This window comes from Dyadobacter jejuensis, from assembly GCF_003149085.1.
Taxonomy (GTDB): domain Bacteria; phylum Bacteroidota; class Bacteroidia; order Cytophagales; family Spirosomataceae; genus Dyadobacter; species Dyadobacter jejuensis.
This window is the reverse complement of the sequence record NZ_QGDT01000007.1, coordinates 189,431-204,354: the sequence shown is the minus strand read 5'-3', so window position 1 is coordinate 204,354 and position 14,924 is coordinate 189,431. Positions and strand designations below refer to the sequence as shown.

The following is a 14,924-nucleotide window of genomic DNA, read 5'->3' as shown; positions in this document are numbered from 1 at the left end:
GCTGTACAGGTGTAGGGAGAAGATCGACGTCCTAAAGGTGCCTGTCCCTTCCATCATGAGTATAGTCACCCGGGTAGGGGCCTTTAGGTATAGAACATCATTTTGAAGGGCACCATTTCGCCTCCTTTACCGATAAACTTTATATGAAATTGCCAAGAATCTCTACCCCATTCAATCTCGTTTCTGTCTTTAGCTTCCTCACACTCTTTTTATGGATAGGGTTTTCGGGCCCCGGTATGGCCCAGTCAAAGGAGGGTAATATGAGTGGGGAGGTGATCGATGACCAGAGCGGAAAACCCTTAGAATTTGCCAATATTCGCTTGTTTTCTGAAGCGGATAGTACATTGGTCGATGGCGTAGTAACAGATAGTAAGGGGGTGTTTTCAATAAAAGCAGCCCCGGGGAAGTATTATTTGTACGTAGAATTTATGGGGTTTATTCGGGAGTTACGGTCGGGTATCACCCTTCAGGATGGAGCTCCTAGCCTGAAACTGGGCAAGTTTTCATTACAGCCCATTGCTCATGAACTAGGAGAGCTGGTAGTGCAGGGCGAAAAAAGTACCATGGAATTGTCCTTGGATAAAAGGGTGTTTAATGTAGGGAAGGACCTGGCCAATGCCGGTGGGTCGGCTGTGGATGTGCTTACCAATGTGCCTTCGGTTGCGGTGGATGTAGAGGGCGGTGTCAGCCTCAGAGGGAGTGGGAATGTAACTATTTTGATAGATGGGAAGCCTTCGGGGCTCGTCAGTATCAAGGGCTCCAGCGGCCTTCAGCAGCTTCAGGCGAGCATGATAGAAAAGGTGGAGATAATCACCAATCCCTCGGCTCGGTATCAGGCTGAAGGAATGGCGGGTATTATTAATATCGTGCTCAAAAAAGAGCGCAAGGAGGGAATCAACGGATCGTTTGACCTGATTGCCGGACATCCGGTCAACTACGGAGTGGCGGCCAATGTGAATTATAGGAAGAAGAACCTGAATTTCTTTATCAATTATACCCTTACCTATCGCAATACCCCCGGGCAGAATACCATTTACCAAGAACTGTACCGAAACGATAGCACGTTTATCACCGAGAGAAGCATGCACAGTAAACTGAAAGGCATGAACAACAGTGCCCGAGGAGGACTAGATTATTATTTTAACGATAAAAATATATTGACGGCAGCCTATACCTGGCGCACTAGCAAGGGAAAGCGCTTTTCCGATTTGAATTACTACGACTATTTGGGAACGAAGGCCCAGCCGCTGGGAAGCACCCATCGCACTCAAAATGAAACCGAAACGGAGCCCAATGCAGAATATGCCCTGACTTACAAAAAGACTTTTGACAAAAAGGGGCAGGAATTTACAGCCGATGTTCGGTATTTGGACAATTGGGAGGATTCGGATCAATACTATACTCAGTCATCCCTGGATGCTTCCGGGAACCCTACTCAAGAGCCGTCGATCCTGCAAAGGGCAGTAAATTTTGAAACTGAAAAACAATTGCTTTTCCAGGCCGACTACATCCATCCGGTGGGCAAGGAGGGTAAGATCGAAAGTGGGGCTAGAACCAGTAGCCGGAATATGACCAACGACTATACCGTTACCGAGGAACAAACCGATGGAAGCTGGATCGCCTTGCCAGGACTTACCAATGACTTCCTGTATAAGGAGCGTATTTCGGCCGCCTATGGGATTTATGGAAATAAGTTTGACAAGCTATCGCTACAGGCCGGAGTAAGGGCCGAATGGACGGAGGTTACTACGGAATTGCGCCAAACTCAGGATGTTAATAATCGGAAATATGCCAATATGTTTCCGAGTGTCCATATCTCCTATGAGCTGCCCCAGCAAAATGCCATGCAGGTTAGCTACAGTCGGCGCATTAGAAGGCCTCAGTATAACGATCTGAGCCCATTTATGACCTATAGTGATAATCGTAACTATTGGAGTGGTAATCCCGACTTGAACCCAGAATATACCAACGCCTTCGAAGTGGGGCATATTAAATATTTGGAAAAAGGAACCCTCACCTCTTCGTTGTACTATAGGCATACGACTTCTAAAATATTGAGTATCCGGAGTGTCGACTCCCTTGGTTATTCCTATACCAGACCCGAAAATTTGGGGACTGAAAAAGCCTATGGGGCCGAGTTTACTGGTTCGTTCAATTGGTATTCCTGGTGGAAGCTCGATGGTAGTGTGAATTTTTTCAGGGCCATCACCCATGGGACAGGCGACAATGAGATCTACGCTAGTGATACCTACAGCTGGTTTGTACGGACGCTCTCGAAGTTTACCCTTTGGAAAAGCACTGACTTTCAGTTAAGGGGGAATTATGAAGCCCCACAAAAGACCCCTCAGGGAAGAAGGAAACAGTTGGCCACCCTCGACTTGGCCCTGAACAGGGATATATTCAAGAAGAATGGTACGCTTACGCTCACGGTAGTCGATGTCTTTAATTCGCGAAAATATAGGAATATCACAGAAGGCGCTAACTTTTATACGAGTTCCGTATCTCAAGGCCGACTTCGACAGATTAACTTGACCCTGAATTACCGCCTGCACCAGGCCAAAAAGAAGGGAAAAGGCGACTTAGAAGGCGAATTTTGATGGAAGGATTGAATTGAATTTAATTGTATTGTTATTGAGATACAATCAGCCGTTATATTTACTATAAAACTAAGGATTAACTTTGGTCCTAAAACATTAAACAAAAGGGGTAAATTCGTCATTTTTCTAGTAGTTCTTCTATAATATTTTATAAATACTTAAGTAGGCCAGATTTTCAATTAAACAAAATCATTAACTTTGTCGATATGACCTCGAGAAAACTGATTTTTTTGGCGGATGATGATCTGGATGATTGTGTTTTATTTCAAGACGCTTTGATGGAGATATCAACGGAATCTGTCCTTACCACTGCAAATGATGGTATCGAATTAATTCGACTTCTAGAAATGGTGCCGGAGCGGAATCCGGATGTCATTTTTTTGGATTTGAATATGCCTAAAAGAAATGGGTTCGAGTGTCTTCAGCAAATCAAAAACAGCCAGTGTTGGCGTGATATTCCTGTTGTTATATTTTCGACAACCGGACAACAGGAAATGATTCACAAGGTTTATGAAACTGGTGCGAACTATTTTATTCGTAAACCGGGCTCCTTTCCCAAGCTCAAACAAGCCATTCAAGAGGTGCTCTCTATAGACTGGAAGACCTATCGCTGGCAGCCCTTGTCGATTGGAATGTGAGGTCTACTTTTAGTCTATCTTATCGATCAGATAATAGGATAAAATAGGCGCTGATCTTGTTCTGGCATACTTTTTGTATGTTGCAAGCTCTAGTTTCAATTGCCACTTTTCAAAAAAACGCAGGACTAGTACGCATGAATCAAATTGAACTTGATTTTGAACGAGCCATCGGACGCCATCTTTTATTTACTACCCGACTACGATCAATTCTTTATGGGGCCTCTATCGATGAGGGGGCGGTTGTAAAGGCGGGACTATGCCCGCTGGGGCAATGGATCGTCAAAAGACAACACGAGTTTGGAGGGTTTGCCCAATTCCAAAGGCTACACCAGATCCACGATCATATTCATGAGGTGGCTAGTCGGCTGGTCTCTTTCTATCGCTCCGGGTTGGCCGAGGAGGCAAGGAATGGTCTTGTAGAAATCGAACAAATAGGGAGGGAGCTGCTAGACGAGTTAGGAGCACTAAAAGATGAGGTACTAGGCTCGGGTGTGGAGCCGAACCTTACTGACGACCTGGAGGAGCTGCGGGTCAACTATGCCGAATTGCTGGAGCTGAACGGCATGCAGCATGAACTGCACCAACGTATACAGGAACAAACAGAAATTTCTAGAAGGGCAGATCAAAGAGCCCGTCAAAATGAAGAGAAGTTTCTGAATGTTATGGAGCAGGCTCCCGTCGGGATCGTAATCCTAAGAGGGAAAGAAATGACGATAGAATTGGCCAATAACAACTATATGGAGATGATTGGTAAGCCCAATACCCCGTTGGTAGGCCAATCTCTGTATGAGGTTATTCCAGATTCTCGAACTACGGCAGGGCCTTCCCTCGAGCGAGTATGGCTGACGGGTGAGGAGTTCCACGGTCATGAGTTGCGTGTTAACCTCGTAAAGGATGGACGAGAAGAAGCCTGCTATTTCAACTATATTGCCAAGCCTTATCAGGAATTGGAAGTCCAGCAGGTACGTGCGGTGATTGTGGTTGTGACCGACGTTACTGCCCAAGTACTATCTAAATTAGCTTTAGAGCGAAGTGAGTTGCAATTTAGGAATTTGGTAAATCAATCTCCTTTTGCCAAGGCGGTTTTAACAGGCCGTGAACTGGTCGTTACGTTAGCTAATGAAGCCATGCTTACCAAGTTATGGCGTCGTAGCTTTTCGGAAGTAGAAGGCAGGAGACTGGCAGATATATTTCCAGAATTAAACGATCAACCTTTCTTGCATATTCTACAACGTGTATTTGATACGGGTGAAATATATCAGGATAACGAAGCAACGGCGCGGATTATAAGTGATGATGGGGAACGCCTGTATTATTTAGATTATCAGTACGCCCCCCTATTTAACCCGGATGGCTCAGTATCAGCGGTGATGGTGTCGGCCAACGACATTACCGAGAAGGTCCAATTTCGGAATGGGATTGCCGAAGCGGCCGAAAGACTATCCCTGGCTACGGATGGCACCAAGTTGGCCACTTGGGACTTGAATCTTATTAATTATGATATCATCTATTCAAGCCGATTGCCCGTTATATTTGGCTATCCTCCAGACGCTCAACTGAGCCATGCCGCTTTGCGGAGGCATGTATACCCTGAAGACCTTCGTAATATCGTACTTCCTAGCTTTGAAAAGGCCCTGAAAACGGGAATATATCAGTATGAGGCCAGGACGGTTCATCCCGATGGAAGCCTACATTGGGTGCGTACCCAGGGTAAAATCATCTTTGATGAGCACGACAAGCCATTAAGGATGCTGGGGACCATGATGGATATAACTGAAGAGAAAGAGTCTCAGATTGCCTTAATAAATAGTGAGGGGAAATTTAGGACCCTAGCCAATGCCATGCCTCAGTTTATATGGATTGCCGATAAGGAAGGACAGCTCAATTATTGGAATCAGGCTGTTTTTGATTTTAGCGGCATGTCCATGGAAACTATGAAAGCCGGGGGCTGGCTGTCGATTGTGCATCCCGACGACCGAACAGAAAACCTGATCAAGTGGTTGGATGCCGTCAGAACTGGGAACGATTTTATATTTGAGCACCGTTTCCGACGCCACGATGGATGCTATCGGTGGCAGCTGAGCAGGGCCATCGCTCAAAAGGATGCTGAAGGGGCTATTCAGATGTGGGTGGGGACGAGTACGGACATTCACGACCGGCGGATATTTATGGAGGAGCTCGAAAGTGAGGTGGCCGAAAGGACCCGAGAGTTGACCATATCCAATGACGAGCTGACGCGTACCAATATGGAATTGGCCCAGTTTGCCTACGTGGCCAGCCATGACCTGCAAGAGCCCTTGAGAAAAATTCAGACCTTTGCCAGTAGAATTTTGGAAACAGAATTCGAAAACCTTTCAGAAAAAGGCAAGGATTATTTTGGTAGAATGCAGGCTTCCTCTACCCGTATGCAACAGTTGATTTCCGATCTTATTGCTTTTTCAGGTACCAATGCCATGGAGAAACATTTTGAAATGATTGCCTTGGATCAGGTCATGTGGAAGGTGAAGGATCAGCTTGCTGAAAATATTAGTAGGAAAAAGGCAATTATTCGCTGTGATGAGTTGCCCGTCCTAGAAGTGATACCCTATCAGATGGAGCAGCTTTTTACCAACCTGATTGGTAATGCCCTAAAGTTTACCCGCGAGAATATGTCCCCCATAATTCAAGTCGCCTGTAGTGAAATGCTAGGGAGCCAGGTTCAATATGCTAATTTACAGGGCGATAAAACTTACTATTGCATACAAGTGTGCGATAATGGAATCGGTTTCGATCAGGAATATAAAGACCGCATATTTCAGGTCTTTCAGCGCTTACATAGCAAAAGTGCCTTTGAAGGCACGGGCATAGGGCTGGCCATATGCAAGAAAATCGTTGAGAACCATGCGGGTGCCATTCTGGCAGAAGGTAATCTGGGAGAAGGTGCCGTGTTTAGTATTTATTTGCCCAAGAAACGATTCCTATAACGCCCTCTTCCATACCGGCGCATCTGCACTTTCCTGAGTCGTTGACTGGTGACTTAGGAAAGGCAGATTGGGCGTCGAGATAAGTTTCACATTAAGGTTTAAGCAATCGTTTAAAATACGCAATTCCAAATGGATTGAGACCAGTCTGAAGCCGTCCCTCCTCAGAGAGTTCGTTATGGTTTAGGTTGTAAAATGTAACCTCATTGGCCATAGCCCCCGAATGGGTCACGAATACCTTGTTGCCAGCGGCATTGATGGCTACATTATGCGGGGTGGTAACGGCCGTGGTGAGGATGGGACCATCGAAAGCGAGTGAAGCACTTTTTACCAAATAGAGTTTGTTTTCTGTAATGCTCGCTATTACCAGTTGGTCTTGGCTGGGAGTGGCAAAAAGGCCATGAGCGCCAGGTAGACTGGTCATGGTGGATATCGTCAAATCGCCATCGTCTAAGGCAAAGACCTGTCCCGATTGGCTGGCTACTAGGAGGCGGTCGGTAAGGTTCAGGTGAAATAGATGAGGATCCCGGCCTACGGCCTGTGCCTTCTCTTTGGTAAAGTGTTGGGCGTTGAATAAATACACGCTGTCGGGGAGGGTTAGGTTCTGAGTAAAAACGGAAACATAGGCCTTCGTGCCGTCTTGGCTCACGAAAACGTCATGTGGCTTGATACCCAAGGGGATGGTGCGCATCAGGGTAAAGTCGGTTAGGTCCACTACCGAAATGGCGTTGTCGATGTCGGCGCTCACCCAAAGTTGCGTCCCGGTTCCGTTAGCCCACATATGAAACACGCCTTTTCCGACTGAAATACTCCTTTCTACCTCCATCATTTGAGGGTCTATCTGGTGTATTTGGCTTTGCGCCCTATCACCTACATAGAGCTTGTCGGTTTGTGCTACGTACACCACATACATGGGCTCTGAGCCAGGAATAAGTAACGTTTTGGTTAGGGAATTGTTGGTCGCATCTATAAAGCTTAGGCTGCTTTCGCCACGGTTGGCTACCGCAACGCTTTCCTGGTAGCTGTGTTGAACGTCGTGATCCTGCGAACATGAAATAACCATGGTCAGCATGCACAACCACGCCATCGTATTCATTTTTAAAATAGATTTCATCATGTTTTTAGTTTGTTGAAGAATGAAATGCTTTCGTTATTTTTGAATTCGAGGTATTCAGGATGAAGTACGTATCCCTTTGTGCCTCAATACGTGGCGCATTTATAAAAGGTTGCGGGATAAAATCCCACACAAAAAATTTGAATATGAATTTGGTAGATACGTTTTTTTATAAACATCAGGAGCCCGCGTTGAGCACCATGTTAGCACTCCGCGAATTGATTCAAAAGCAGGACCCTGAAGTCACTGAAGTACTGCGCTACGGCATGCCGTTTTATTTGATTAGGGGGCGTAGGTTCTGCTATATTTGGCTTGACAAGCGCAGTGGCGACCCCTATATTGGATTCGTCGACGGAGATAAGCTGGACGATCCGGCCTTGATAAAAGGGGAGAGAAAGAAAATGAAAATTTTTGAAGTGAATGCCTCCGCCGACCTTCCAGTAGGGCAGATTCAGCGACTATTACAACAAGCCCTGAATCTGCATTGAAGCTTAAGTTCAGCGTTTTGCGCGAATATACTGATTGGGCCAGGCGGAAGCTTCTAGCTCTTCGGATGAGGATGTCAATGGGAAATAAGGATTCCTGAGTAGCTCCCGAGCCATAAAAATAAGATCCGCCTTTCCCTCAAGCAGAATGGTTTCGGCTTGGTGGGCATTGGTAATGAGGCCTACTGCCCCGGTAGGGACTCCTGCCTGATGGCGTATTGCCTCTGCAAAAGGTACCTGATAACCAGGTTTTACGTCTATTTTTTGATGTGCGGCCAGGCCACCGCTCGACACATCGACGAGGTCCACCTGATTATTTTTCAATAATTTGGAAAGTTGTATGGATTGTGCCAGATCCCAGCCCCCTTCAGCCCAGTCGGTGGCCGATATGCGTACCATAAGGGCCACCTCTTCGGGTAATATTGCTGCCACACTGCGGACTACTTCTAGGAGTAATCGCGTTCTATTTTCAAAACTGCCTCCATACTGGTCGGTTCGTTGGTTGCTCAATGGAGATAGAAACTGATGTAATAGATAGCCATGAGCGGCATGGATTTCGATGACTTTAAAGCCAGCTACCAACGCCCGGTTGGCAGCCGATGTAAAGTCATTGATGACGTTGGCTATGCCCACCACATCCATGGCCTCGGGGGCGTCTTCTAGCTCCCTAAATGCTAAGGGCGATGGGGCGAGGGTCTTCCACCCGCCCTGGAAAAGAGGAACCTGTCCTCGCCCTTCCCAAGGAGCAAATGTACTGGCTTTTCGGCCGGCATGGGCGAGTTGGATCCCTGGAGTAGCACCTTGTTGGCTAATAAAATGGGTGATTTGAGCTAATTTGTCAATATGTTCATCCTTCCATATCCCCAGATCCTTTGGCGATATGCGCCCTTCGGGACCTATGGCGGCCGCTTCTGTAAAAACTAAGCCGGCACCTCCTACGGCTCGGCTACCCAAATGTACCAGATGCCAGTCGGTGGCGTAGCCATCCACAGAAGAGTATTGGCACATTGGCGATACCACCAGTCGGTTTCTGAGGATAATATTCTTTAATTTATAACTCGAAAACAGCATATTCATAAATCGGTTGTTATGGTTTGCTACTGACTGGGAAAGAAACTGTGCCAATTCTGGCCAGGCTTAGTCCTCGACGGAATGGATGACCTTTACCCGGCCCACTTGTCCGTCGTCGAGCCTAACTTTTATACCATGGGGGTGTACCGGCGATTTCGTTAGTATGCTTTGTACAATTCCTTCGGTTAATTCTCCGCTGCGTTGATCTTGCTTTAATACAATGGAGACAGCGGCTCCAATTTTGATATTCTTTCTTTCTGTACCTGATCCCATATTCTGATGTTTTGTTTGGTGTAAATGGCCCGCATCCTGCTAGTTATGGCCTGTATTATTTTTCATGATTACTTGTAAAATCTTTATTTCATCTATCGTAATCGTGCTAATTAGCTCAAAAAGCCCATTAATGGTCATAAGGTCCGAAATTCGTTTTCGATCGGTGCCTTGGGCCGAGTGAGTAATTCCGAGCTCCCGTACCTCCTTTTTTCGGTTAGCCAATAATTGAACCAGTTTTTGATTTTGAGGAAGCGCCTCCCGAGTAAGGTCTATGGGGTCTACGGTCCGTCCTTCCAATATATTGACGGCCACCTCAAACTGTCGGTCAATTTGTCGGATCATGGCTTCGAACTCCGATTTGAAATCATCGAAATCGGTCGTTTCCATATAAAAGGATAGGGAGGCTACATAGGAGGTAAGCATATGGCTGGTCGCCACAAATTGATGATATTCCTCCATATGAGGCTGTTGTCGTTTGGGCTCAGAAAGCATTTTTTCAAAATTGTCGGAAAGGTTGGCCATGGCAATAATGGCATTTTTCCTTTCTTCTTTTACCCGTCCTATCTCTACATGCTGGCCCGTGTAGCGGAGCGAAACGATATCAAAATAGGCCCGGTTGGCCAAGAGCGCACCTTTTAGATATTGGTTGATTTGGGCATACTCCCAAAGCGGTAGTACGTAATAGGATACTACAAAGGCGATTAGCGATCCTAGTGCGGTATCCACGGCCCGGTCTTGTAGTACCCCATGAAGGTTGTCGGGGTGGATAAAATAAAAACACAATATCACATATAAGGTAATGCTGGTAGAAGCGATGAAGTAGTTGACTTTTAAAAAAGTGTAAGCCGTGATCATGCTGAACATCAGAACCAGAAATAGCGCAGTGCCATCTTGTACGAAATACAATAATCCGAATCCTATGATTAGCCCCGTAAATGTACCCCCTATCCGGTAAATATTCCTTTGCTTGGTTAAGCTAAAGGCCGGCTTCATAATGGTAACAATGGTTAGAAGTACCCAATAGCCATGGCCAAACTCGAAGGTAATAGAGATGAGGTAGGCTATGAGCAAGGCCAACGTCACCCGAATAGCATGCCGGAAATGAGCCGATTTTAAAGACAGATTATCCAGCAATATCCGTGGGTGATAGTCTTGCTTGGGTATGAAATTTTCCAGATTAACGTTTACATCCAAAGTTTGCCCTAGCTTGCTATCGAAACTGGTGGCCCTATGTAGCTTCTTGATGCGCTCCGTGATGTCTTGCATGCGATTCAGAATCTGCCTTAACATGATGAAATCTTCAATGTTTTCATGGTCCATTCGGCGTTCACGAAGGCTGTCAAAGGATCGCGCACATTTGTTAAAGGCCAGGTCGAGGTTATGCTTGGGCTTGGATGGCGTGCCCGACTGGACGGCGATACCTATTTGCTGGATTTCCTCGGAGAGCCAGCGGAGGTAGGTGCCAAACAACCTTAATATCTTGGTTTCTTCGAAGGCTTCGTGCAAATGATGGTAGTCCTGCTGCGAATTAAGTATCCGTTCGAACAGGTCGATGCTGTCCAAGAACATCAGCATCAGGGTGCGACTGGTTGTATTGGACTCATTGACGAATTCTCGGGTTTTAAACAGTATCTCCCTTAAGTTTTGATGGTTCTCTCTAAGGATCACTTGTTGGTGAACCATCTGACTAAAAAGCTCCTCATACTTAGGTTTGGTGGCGTAATAGCCCGATTTTATGGACAATAATTTGCCTAGTTCAACGAAGTTTTCTCCCAGGAGTTGACGAATTAAGACATAGGGTCGGAGCTTTTGTAGAACTAGAAATAAGATAAAATACCACAATCCTCCCAATGAAAATATGAGGACAGTCCGAAGTCCTAAATCACGACTCAGGTGGTCGTCGATGTTAAACACGAATACTAAGAGTGCGATGAGACCTATGTTGTTAGCCCTGTTGCCATATACTCCGGCCAAAGAGAAAAATACCCCGAAAAAGATAATCTCTACGAAAATAATAAATGGATAGTCTCTTAATAAATCGGTGACTAAGGCTACCAAAAAATAGGTACCAATGGCTATTAAGAGGGCATTCCGGCGCCTGGCATAGGGGCCAGGGGAGTCAGTAGCTCCTAGCAGTAAGGTTCCTAAGGGAAAGGCAATATACTCGCTGAGCAGGTTATAATGCTGGAGGATCAAGCTTGGTAATACCGCTCCAAGCGTGATACGGATCCCAGCACTTAGCTGATAGCTAGAAATAAATTTTTTAAATTCATCCAAATAATTCATACAAGCCTAGGTCGCATTCTCAAAGATTCAATGGGTCTGAGCAATCATATACAATTTAGGACCATATATTCACGAATAACGTTTTAAAGCATTCTAGTCCTTATATGGCGTGCCCGCTATGTACTGTGCTTGCAAAAATAGGGCTAATATAATTTGTTTGATAGCAAACCACTAGTGGTTCCCAAAATACACTTGGTTATGCCAATAATAATTGATACTATTGTGTGTATTTTATTGATGCTAACAGTATCATTTATTAAAATTAGCCTGTCATGGATAAAATGGGAGATCATTCGGGTAAAAAGATGTTTTCGGTACAGGTGCATATTATGCACAGTCTGATACAAATGGTGAGTCAGAAATTCAAATATGCGCATTGGATGAATGAACGTGACTTTGTGGAGGCAAATTCCCATTATTTTCAGAAAATGACGGAGACTGTAGAGCGGCATTATCATTTGCATTGCAGCATGCAGCACAGCTGGCTGGCCTCTAGGCTGTATTTGGCTAGCGTTCCTGAAAGCCCGGAGCCCGACGTCGTTCAGGAAGAGCCCCAGCCTCCCGAAGGCGAGGATACTTTTTGGCAAGACTATGAGCGGATCTACCGGCTCGATCCTGACCGTTACGATATATGACTCGAATCGATCAGTAGTCATTGGAAAGCGGCGGGCTGCATTCCGATCAGAAGGTGGTGGATAGCGTCAGGCCATGTATCTGGCCTTCTGGGATATAGGACGGGCCTAGTTGGAGTCTTCCTAACATATTCTTCCGACGGTTGAGTTCTTGCTCCACCGATAGGCTTTGATATTTGGAGTGGACGTGTTCATTGAGAGATATGGTTCCCACCACAAAAAAGCCTGTAAAACCTATAAACATCAACATATGAGAGGCCGTATAAGGATTGAGTCCTGAAAGGTGAAAGGAATTTTCGCTGCGGTATTTTTCCGATAAGATCATACCTGTTGTTCCTGCTGCCAAGGTTAAACTGCAAAAGGTTATTCCGAATATTTTGATTTTTCTACGCTTAGATTGGTAGGCCAGTAAGGCTTGGTTCAGCTCATAGATGCCTACATGATCTAAAGGACCAAATGCAGCTACTTTTTTCCAAGGCTGTTTGTTTACAGGCCCTGGAGTGGTTACTAGCCTTAAGCGGGCCATAATCAGGCTATCTGAGAAAGTGGCGGTAAGTCCATTCCGAAAGTGTAGTCGGTATACCAAAGTCAAGGGGATCGACTTCTTGACTCGATCGGGGTCGCTCAACTCTTGATATATCAATTTGTTCGGCGACATCTCAACGATATGGGTTTCGAGTACAGTACTATCCCTCAAGACGATCATTTCGGACTTTGGGGCTTGGGCACATACGGGTGGAAATAGGAGTGCCAAGAGCGGGATGAGGATAACCATTAGGGAGTGCCACATATAACATCGTAATTTAGACGGTGAAGTGGATTCTTACATGCTTTGCTATAGCCGTTTGAGGCTCTGAGGGTTGATCTCTAGCACTTGCTCCCCGAGATCTGGGAAAATCTCTTAAAAATACTTTTAGTAAATGGAACACGGATAAGTAACTAAAATTTAAGCATAATTATTGATATTTACAAGCAATAGGTATACGCTTGCGAATCAATGGGCGAGTGCTGAACGATAGGATGTCGTTCAGATTATCGGGCCACTTTCTTTCGACACTTTGTTACCTTTGAGCAGTTTTGGAGTATTAGCTATTCATTTTAGTTTATTTAAAAAAATCAAATATGCGTTGGCAAGATTTACGTAGGAGTAAAAATGTGGACGACCGTAGGGGGATGTCTGGAGGAGGCAAGGTAGCCATTGGGGGGATAGGAGTAGTAATCGTAGTGGTGTTAAGCCTGTTAACGGGGCGCGATCCAGGCGAAATGCTATCGAATATACAGGGAATGCAAGCCAGTACCCAAGCCGACACCCGGGTGGCGGGTCCCCGTCCCGACGACCAGACGGCCGACTTTATTTCGGCAGTCTTAGGTAGTACTGAAGATGTATGGAGCAAAATTTATGCCGAAAATGGTGCACGATACCAACCCCCAAGTTTGCAGATTTTTGAGGGAGTCACGCAAGGAGGCTGTGGGGGCGCTTCGGCGGCCATGGGGCCTTTCTATTGTCCGGCCGACCAGCAAGTATATATCGATCTTTCATTTTGCGAAGAACTCCGCGATAAGTTTAACGCACCGGGGGAGTTTGCCGTGGCCTATGTGGTAGCCCACGAAGTAGGGCATCACGTCCAGAACTTGATGGGTATTTCGCAGCAGGTTCAAAGTCAAAGAGGGCGAATGAGTGAAGCGGACTACAATAAATTATCCGTTAAGTTAGAGTTACAGGCCGATTTCTTTGCCGGTGTTTGGGCGCATAATGCCCAGCAAATGAGTAATATCCTAGAACCCGGTGACCTGGAGTCGGCACTCACCGCTGCCAATGCCATTGGAGATGACAAGCTGCAGAAGCAGTCGCAAGGCTATGTGGTACCCGACGCCTTTACCCATGGGAGCTCTAGGCAACGCATGTATTGGTTCAAAAAGGGATTCGATACCGGCGACCTCCGTCAGGGCCAATACAATGATATCCAGTAAATAGGCTTGCCACCTTATACGATGTAGACGGCCCTTTCAGAGTAGTTTATTGCCCGAATTCCGAGATTATTGAGGCAGGATGGAACTATTTTACGGTAACTTTCATTTATATGTTGTTACATACAATATATAATAATTTAAAGTTATGAGTTTAGTAGAGAATTTGAAATGGCGGTATGCTACCAAGAAAATGAATGGGGAGCAGGTACCAGCAGACAAAATAGATTTTATATTAGAAGCCGCTCATTTGGCTCCCTCGTCGTCGGGACTGCAGCCATTTGAGATCATCGTGATATCGAACCAAGAATTGAAGCAACAAATTCAGCCCTTGGCTTTTGGGCAGAGTCAGATCGTGGATTCCTCTCATTTATTGGTGTTTGCCGCTTGGGATAATTATACCGTTGAGCGTGTAAATGAGGTATTTGCTCGGGGTAACCAGGAGCGGGGCTTGCCCGATTCGGCCACCGATGCGTACAGGAAGAACCTGTTGAATATGTTGTCGGTAAAAGATGAAATGGAGAATTTCGCACATACTGCCAAACAGGCGTATATTTCGTTGGGAATAGCCATGGCTGCAGCCGCTGAGATCAAGGTAGACGCTACGCCTATGGAAGGGTTCAATGCTCCCGCTTTGGACGAACTTTTGGGATTGGAAGCGAAGAGATTGAAGAGTGTGGCGATTTTGACTTTGGGTTATCGTGATACTAGTGGCGACTGGTTGGTGAATTTAAAGAAAGTACGTACTCCTAAGGAGCAATTCTTTACGTTCTTAAATTAAGACTACTGTGGGTAAAATCTGGTCTATGGCCAGATTTTAAGTATAATTTTAGAATACTTTTACTTTTTTTGCAACGAGATTGGGCACCTGATCGTATAAGGGGGTAAATTGCCTCAGGC

General features: G+C 45.7%; 12 protein-coding genes. 7 read left to right on the top strand and 5 right to left on the bottom strand.

Annotated elements, in window-relative coordinates; genetic code table 11:
• The first annotated feature begins 143 nt into the window (after nucleotides 1-143).
• The 3 genes from CLV98_RS14655 to CLV98_RS14645 all read left to right on the top strand — a co-directional run bounded on the left by CLV98_RS14655 (nucleotide 144) and on the right by CLV98_RS14645 (nucleotide 6,198).
• A complete protein-coding gene (locus CLV98_RS14655) occupies nucleotides 144-2,597 on the top strand; it encodes a TonB-dependent receptor (protein ID WP_109675198.1) in 2,454 nt (817 codons plus the stop codon).
• A gap of 206 nt (nucleotides 2,598-2,803) precedes the next feature.
• Nucleotides 2,804-3,235, top strand: a complete 432-nt coding sequence (locus tag CLV98_RS14650; protein ID WP_109675196.1) for a response regulator — start codon at nucleotides 2,804-2,806, stop codon at nucleotides 3,233-3,235.
• 134 nt (nucleotides 3,236-3,369) lie between these two features.
• A complete protein-coding gene (locus CLV98_RS14645; protein ID WP_158281266.1) occupies nucleotides 3,370-6,198 on the top strand; it encodes a PAS domain-containing protein in 2,829 nt (942 codons plus the stop codon).
• Nucleotides 6,199-6,289: 91 nt separating this feature from the next.
• Here the strand turns inward: CLV98_RS14645 and CLV98_RS14640 are convergent, their stop codons facing one another.
• On the bottom strand, nucleotides 6,290-7,312 hold the full coding sequence (locus tag CLV98_RS14640; protein WP_146202287.1) for a YncE family protein: 1,023 nt from the start codon (nucleotides 7,310-7,312) through the stop codon (nucleotides 6,290-6,292).
• A gap of 143 nt (nucleotides 7,313-7,455) precedes the next feature.
• On the opposite strand from CLV98_RS14640, the gene CLV98_RS14635 reads away from it, so the two are divergent.
• The gene (locus CLV98_RS14635) at nucleotides 7,456-7,797 is read left to right on the top strand and encodes a DUF1801 domain-containing protein (RefSeq protein ID WP_158281265.1); all 342 of its coding nucleotides are present in this window, start codon (nucleotides 7,456-7,458) and stop codon (nucleotides 7,795-7,797) included.
• A 9-nt stretch (nucleotides 7,798-7,806) separates the two neighbouring features.
• Here the strand turns inward: CLV98_RS14635 and CLV98_RS14630 are convergent, their stop codons facing one another.
• Genes CLV98_RS14630 through CLV98_RS14620 form a run of 3 tightly spaced genes read right to left on the bottom strand, consistent with a single transcriptional unit; the run spans nucleotide 7,807 to nucleotide 11,424 of the window.
• Nucleotides 7,807-8,871, bottom strand: a complete 1,065-nt coding sequence (locus CLV98_RS14630; RefSeq protein ID WP_109675188.1) for an NADH:flavin oxidoreductase/NADH oxidase — start codon at nucleotides 8,869-8,871, stop codon at nucleotides 7,807-7,809.
• Nucleotides 8,872-8,931: 60 nt separating this feature from the next.
• The gene (locus CLV98_RS14625) at nucleotides 8,932-9,138 is read right to left on the bottom strand and encodes a YwbE family protein (RefSeq protein ID WP_109675186.1); all 207 of its coding nucleotides are present in this window, start codon (nucleotides 9,136-9,138) and stop codon (nucleotides 8,932-8,934) included.
• Between the two features lie 39 nt (nucleotides 9,139-9,177).
• Complete coding sequence (locus CLV98_RS14620; RefSeq protein WP_109675184.1) at nucleotides 9,178-11,424, bottom strand: FUSC family protein; 2,247 nt, start codon at nucleotides 11,422-11,424, stop codon at nucleotides 9,178-9,180.
• Between the two features lie 272 nt (nucleotides 11,425-11,696).
• Here CLV98_RS14620 and CLV98_RS14615 point away from each other — a divergent pair, with 272 nt between their 5' ends.
• A complete protein-coding gene (locus CLV98_RS14615; protein WP_109675182.1) occupies nucleotides 11,697-12,059 on the top strand; it encodes a hypothetical protein in 363 nt (120 codons plus the stop codon).
• A gap of 46 nt (nucleotides 12,060-12,105) precedes the next feature.
• Here the strand turns inward: CLV98_RS14615 and CLV98_RS14610 are convergent, their stop codons facing one another.
• Nucleotides 12,106-12,846, bottom strand: coding sequence for a hypothetical protein (locus CLV98_RS14610; protein ID WP_146202286.1), 741 nt, complete (start codon nucleotides 12,844-12,846; stop codon nucleotides 12,106-12,108).
• 332 nt (nucleotides 12,847-13,178) lie between these two features.
• Here CLV98_RS14610 and ypfJ point away from each other — a divergent pair, with 332 nt between their 5' ends.
• Nucleotides 13,179-14,027, top strand: a complete 849-nt coding sequence (gene ypfJ / locus CLV98_RS14605; RefSeq protein WP_109675178.1) for a KPN_02809 family neutral zinc metallopeptidase — start codon at nucleotides 13,179-13,181, stop codon at nucleotides 14,025-14,027.
• Between the two features lie 145 nt (nucleotides 14,028-14,172).
• Nucleotides 14,173-14,805 carry an NAD(P)H-dependent oxidoreductase gene (locus CLV98_RS14600; RefSeq protein ID WP_109675176.1) on the top strand — a complete coding sequence of 211 codons (633 nt, stop codon included), beginning with the start codon at nucleotides 14,173-14,175 and terminating at the stop codon, nucleotides 14,803-14,805.
• The last annotated feature ends 119 nt before the right edge of the window (nucleotides 14,806-14,924 follow it).

Excerpts from the sequence above, each read along its gene's own strand:
- CLV98_RS14655 (WP_109675198.1), top strand. The coding sequence starts at position 144 with ATGAAATTGCCAAGAATCTCTACCCCATTCAATCTCGTTTCTGTCTTT.
- CLV98_RS14635 (WP_158281265.1), top strand. The coding sequence starts at position 7,456 with ATGAATTTGGTAGATACGTTTTTTTATAAACATCAGGAGCCCGCGTTG.
- ypfJ (WP_109675178.1), top strand. The coding sequence starts at position 13,179 with ATGCGTTGGCAAGATTTACGTAGGAGTAAAAATGTGGACGACCGTAGG.
- CLV98_RS14645 (WP_158281266.1), top strand. The coding sequence starts at position 3,370 with ATGAATCAAATTGAACTTGATTTTGAACGAGCCATCGGACGCCATCTT.
- CLV98_RS14610 (WP_146202286.1), bottom strand. The coding sequence starts at position 12,846 with ATGTGGCACTCCCTAATGGTTATCCTCATCCCGCTCTTGGCACTCCTA.
- CLV98_RS14620 (WP_109675184.1), bottom strand. The coding sequence starts at position 11,424 with ATGAATTATTTGGATGAATTTAAAAAATTTATTTCTAGCTATCAGCTA.
- CLV98_RS14650 (WP_109675196.1), top strand. The coding sequence starts at position 2,804 with ATGACCTCGAGAAAACTGATTTTTTTGGCGGATGATGATCTGGATGAT.
- CLV98_RS14625 (WP_109675186.1), bottom strand. The coding sequence starts at position 9,138 with ATGGGATCAGGTACAGAAAGAAAGAATATCAAAATTGGAGCCGCTGTC.
- CLV98_RS14600 (WP_109675176.1), top strand. The coding sequence starts at position 14,173 with ATGAGTTTAGTAGAGAATTTGAAATGGCGGTATGCTACCAAGAAAATG.
- CLV98_RS14640 (WP_146202287.1), bottom strand. The coding sequence starts at position 7,312 with ATGATGAAATCTATTTTAAAAATGAATACGATGGCGTGGTTGTGCATG.
- CLV98_RS14630 (WP_109675188.1), bottom strand. The coding sequence starts at position 8,871 with ATGAATATGCTGTTTTCGAGTTATAAATTAAAGAATATTATCCTCAGA.
- CLV98_RS14615 (WP_109675182.1), top strand. The coding sequence starts at position 11,697 with ATGGATAAAATGGGAGATCATTCGGGTAAAAAGATGTTTTCGGTACAG.